Below are 4,386 nucleotides of genomic sequence, written 5' to 3' on the forward strand. Positions count from 1 at the left end.
CCCGGGCGGGGGCCAGGACACCGGCGCCGGTCAGGACTCGGGCGCCGCCCAGACCCCGAGCCGCCCGGCCGGGGGCGCGGGCGGTGGCACGGGCGGCACCCCCGTGGTGCCGAAGACCCCCGGGCGTCTCCCGATGGCCTCGGCGGCGGCCGGGCAGCGGGCGCTGCGGTGGGCGCTCAACCAGATCGGCAAGCCCTATGTGTGGGGCGCCGAGGGGCCGAACGCCTTCGACTGCTCGGGGCTGACCTCCCAGGCGTGGGCGCACGCCGGGCGGGTCATTCCGCGCACCAGCCAGGAGCAGTGGCGGCGGCTGCCGAGGATCTCGCTCAGCCAGATCCGCCCCGGCGACCTGGTGATCTACAACAAGGGCGCGAGCCATGTGGCGATCTACGCGGGCGGCGGCCAGGTGGTGCAGGCGCCCCGGCCCGGCACCACGGTGCGGCTCTCCCCGCTCGCGTCCAACCCGGTGCAGGGCGTGGTCCGTCCGGGGTCGGCCCGGCGCTAGGGGCGTCAGCCGAGCGCTAGGCGCCGCCCACCGAGGCCAGATAGGCGGCGGCCTTCTCCGGCTCGTAGAAGAAGTGCTCGAAGTCGGACGGGTCGTCGAAGCCGTTGGCGATCCGGTCGGCCACCGGCGGCAGGCCGCCCGCCGCGCCGAGCAGTTCCACGATGTGCTCCGGCGGCGGGGCGAGCATCGCGTTCGTCCACTTGGTGACGTGCCGGGCGGTCGCCCAGTAGCGGTCGAAGGTGTCCCGCATCCACGCGGCGTCGAACGGCCGGTCGCCGTGGGCGACGATGCTGTCCAGGTAGGACGCGGCGCATTTGGCGGCCGAGTTGGAGCCCTGGCCGGTGATCGGGTCGTTGGCGACCACGACGTCGGCGACACCGAGCACCAGGCCACCGCCGGGCAGTTCGCCGATCGGGTTGCGTACGGTCGGGGCGTACCGCCCGGCGAGCGTGCCGCCCGCGTCGGTCAGCTCGACCTTGGTGGCCCGCGCGTACTCCCACGGAGTGAACCGCTCCATCAGCTCCAGCGTGGTGGCCAGGTGCTCGGACGGGTCGGTGACGCCCTGGAACGCGTCGACCGGGCCGCCCGGGACGCCCTCCCAGAAGAGGATGTCGGCGCGCCCGCTGGTGGTGAGGGTCGGCATGACGAACAGCTCACCGACGCCGGGGACCAGGTTGCAGCGCACCGCGTCGTAGTCCGGGTGCTCGGGGCGCGGGCCGAGCCCGTGCACGTACGAGACGGCCAGCGCGCGCTGCGGGGTGTCGTACGGGGAGCGGGCGGCGTCGCGGCCGAAGAGCGAGACCAGTTCGCCCTTGCCCGCGGCCACCAGCACCAGATCGTGGCTCTGGGTGAAGAAGTCCAGGTCGGAGACGGACACACCGTGGATGACCAGTTGGCCGCCGCGCTGTTCGAACAGCTCCATCCAGCCCGCCATCTTGATCCGCTGGTCGACGGACTGGGCGTACCCGTCGAGCCGTCCGACCCAGTCGATGGCACGGGCGTGCGGGCCCTCGGGCGTCGGCGGTCCGGCGACGGACACGCCGAGGCCCTCGATGCGCGGCGCCTGCTCCTCCCAGAAGTTGAGCTTCAGGTCGCGCTCGTGCTGGAGCGCGGTGTGGAACATGCACTGCGTGGACATGACGCGCCCGGAGCGGATCTCCTCAGCCGTGCGGTTGGCCATCAAGGTGACCTCGTAGCCCTCGGCCTGGAGTCCGAGGGCGAGTTGGAGACCGGACTGTCCGGCTCCGACGATGAGTATTTTCCGCATGACTGTAGCTCTCTCTCAGGCTCAGGACAGGAAGAGGAACGGGGCATTCCATTCCGCGAGCGGAGCTGAGGTTAGTTCACCCGGGTGAGACGTCAACCGCGTGGCCCACCAGGGCGAGCAGCGCGTCCACCACCGTGACCCGCTGCCGCGCGTCCATGGTCACCACCGGTACCCCGGGCGATACGGAGAGCGCGTCCCGGACGTCCTCGGGACCGTAGAGCGGGGTCCCCTCGAAGTGGTTGACCGCCACCACGTACGGCAGGCCGAGACTCTCGAAGTAGTCCAGCGCCGGGAAGCTGTCCTCCAGCCGCCGGGTGTCGGCCATCACGACCGCCCCGATCGCCCCGCGCATCAGGTCGTCCCACATGAACCAGAACCGCTGCTGGCCCGGGGTGCCGAAGAGATAGAGCACCAGATCGGATTCGAGCGTGATCCGCCCGAAGTCCATCGCGACGGTCGTGGTCAGCTTCTCGGGCGTCGCGCCGAGGTCGTCCACGTCCTCGCTGGCCTGCGTCATCAGGGCCTCGGTCTGAAGCGGAGTGATCTCCGAGACCGAGCCCACGAACGTCGTCTTCCCGACGCCGAAACCCCCCGCTATCACTATCTTGGTGGCGATCGGTGCCCGCGAACGGTCTATCTGCCAGCTCTGAAGTTTCTCGTCGGCGCCGGGTATACCGGCGCCGGGTATCTCCGACACATGCGGCGGCGTCACCGTCATCGTCTCAGAGTCTGCGAAGTCCAACGAGCACCCTTTCGAGCAACGCGCGATCCGGCTGTCCCGGGCCCCGCCCGGTGCCGTACACACGGATCTTTCCCTGGTCGGCGAGGTCGCTGAGCAGGACGCGCACCACGCCCAGCGGAATCTTGAGCATCGCGGAGACCTCCGCGACCGAACGCATCCTGCGGCACAGCTCGATGATGGCCCGTATCTCCGGCAGCATCCGCGTCCCCGGAGTGCCGGTCGTCGGCACCGGGTCACCCGGCCCGTCCGCGGGCCCGTCGGCGGGCTCCAGCGACGCCACGAACGTCTCCACCAGCAGCACGTGTCCCGAGCGGGTGCGGCCGCCGGTGAGCGAGTACGGACGCACCCGGGCCGGTCTGCGCGCGCCCCGGCCGGACCCTGCCGTCACTGCGCCGACTCCAGCGACCTCCGTAGTTCGGAGCGCAGTTCGGGGGTGAGCACATGCCCGGCCCGGCCCACGAACAGCGCCATGTGGTACGCGACGACGGCCATGTCGCAGTCCGGGGTGGCGTGCACCCCCAGCAGCGACCCGTCGCTGATCGCCATGACGAAGAGACTGCCCTCGTCCATCGCCACCACCGTCTGCTTGACGCTGCCGCCGTCCATCAGCTTCGCCGCGCCGAGCGTCAGACTGCCCAGCCCCGACACGATCGTCGCGAGGTCCGCGGTGGAGCCCTTCGGGCCGTCCTGGGTGGTCGGGCCCGCGGGGGCGGCGGTGTGCCGCGCGTCGGAGGACAGCAGCATCAGCCCGTCGGACGAGACGACGGCCACCGAGCGGACGCCGGGCACCTCCTCGACCAGGCTCGACAGCAGCCAGTGCAGATTACGGGCCTCGGAACTCAACCCGTAGGTACTACTGGGCGCATTCACCCGCGTGCCTCCTCAACCGTGCCGCCCCCGTCCTGCGCCCCCGTTTGCGCCGTGCCCCGCTGCCCGGCCGCGCCCTGCTCTCCGGCCGTACCGCGCCGTCCGGCCGTGCCCTGCTGCCCGGACGCCGTGCCCTGCTCTGCGGCCGTGCCCTGCTCTCCGGCCGTGTCACGTGCGGCGATCTCGGCCTCCGCGTCCCGTCGGCCGTCCCGCGCACCGCGCTGAAACCCGCCCAGCCTACGCCGCAATTCCTCCGCGTTCACCGACCCCGTCCGCTCCTGCGGGTCGGGGTCGCGGCGGGCCACGTTCCGCGGTGTCCGCTTGGGAAGTCCCTTGTCGGTGCGGCGCAGTTCGCCGGTCGGCTCCGGGGCGTGGGAGTGCTGGTCGGGGCCGATCGCGTACGGGTCGACCGGACCGGCCGGTTCCGCCGTACCGGACGGCTCCGCCGGGCCCCAGGCGTCCGCACCGGCGGGCCGTACGGCGCGGCTGTCGAACGCCTGCTCGCCGCCGGGCACGGTCAGCTCCATCGTCCGCTCGGCGGCGGGCACGGTGGGCTCGGCGGGCACGTCGGGCTCGGCGACCGTGGGCGTCTTGGGAGTGCGCTTCGGCAGGACCGGCAGCTCCTCCCCCGCGCCGGGCGCCGGATGCCCGCGCGGCGGCGTCGGCTCCATGCGGTACGGATCCTCGTCCGCGGCGCCCGCCCAGGCCTCACCGGGGGCCGCCCACGACACCGGCTCGGGGCCCGTGTCCTGCGCGGCGGACGGCTCCTCGGGGGTCGGCTCGGGACGCCGCTGACCGGGTACGCCGGTGCCGCCGAGCGGCACGGTCGCCGTGTCATCGGGCACGTCCGCCTCGGCGTCGCCCGGCTCGTCCGCACCGGCCGCGGCACCGCCGGAAGCCGCGGCGGAGACAGGCGCCCCCGGACGGTCCTGGGACGGGAGGGCGTTGCCGTTGGCCTCGGCGGCGGCGCCCGGGAAGGCGGTCAGGCCGGTGCCGCCGAGCGCG

The 4,386-nt window shown here is 73.0% G+C and carries 5 protein-coding genes and 1 pseudogene; 1 reads left to right on the top strand and 5 read right to left on the bottom strand.

Annotation, left to right across the window (positions count from 1 at the left end; genetic code table 11):
* On the top strand, nucleotides 1–505 hold a 505-nt coding region (locus EEJ42_RS33765), incomplete at its 5' end, for a C40 family peptidase (RefSeq protein ID WP_246097556.1).
* 16 nt (nucleotides 506–521) lie between these two features.
* Here EEJ42_RS33765 and EEJ42_RS33770 read toward each other — a convergent pair.
* The 5 genes and pseudogenes from EEJ42_RS33770 to EEJ42_RS51325 form a co-directional block, all read right to left on the bottom strand.
* Nucleotides 522–1,772, bottom strand: a complete 1,251-nt coding sequence (locus EEJ42_RS33770; protein ID WP_123105871.1) for a styrene monooxygenase/indole monooxygenase family protein — start codon at nucleotides 1,770–1,772, stop codon at nucleotides 522–524.
* 76 nt (nucleotides 1,773–1,848) lie between these two features.
* Nucleotides 1,849–2,490, bottom strand: coding sequence for a GTP-binding protein (locus EEJ42_RS33775; RefSeq protein WP_123105873.1), 642 nt, complete (start codon nucleotides 2,488–2,490; stop codon nucleotides 1,849–1,851).
* 4 nt (nucleotides 2,491–2,494) lie between these two features.
* On the bottom strand, nucleotides 2,495–2,902 hold the full coding sequence (locus tag EEJ42_RS33780) for a DUF742 domain-containing protein (RefSeq protein WP_123105875.1): 408 nt from the start codon (nucleotides 2,900–2,902) through the stop codon (nucleotides 2,495–2,497).
* A complete protein-coding gene (locus EEJ42_RS33785; protein ID WP_123105877.1) occupies nucleotides 2,899–3,384 on the bottom strand; it encodes a roadblock/LC7 domain-containing protein in 486 nt (161 codons plus the stop codon). Before EEJ42_RS33785 ends, EEJ42_RS33780 begins: the two co-directional genes overlap by 4 nt.
* Nucleotides 3,381–4,386 (bottom strand): annotated as a pseudogene (locus EEJ42_RS51325) (hypothetical protein); the annotation flags it as partial. The gene EEJ42_RS33785 and the pseudogene EEJ42_RS51325, both read right to left, overlap by 4 nt.

It is taken from the genome of Streptomyces botrytidirepellens (genome assembly GCF_003721215.1).
Classification (GTDB): domain Bacteria; phylum Actinomycetota; class Actinomycetes; order Streptomycetales; family Streptomycetaceae; genus Streptomyces; species Streptomyces himastatinicus.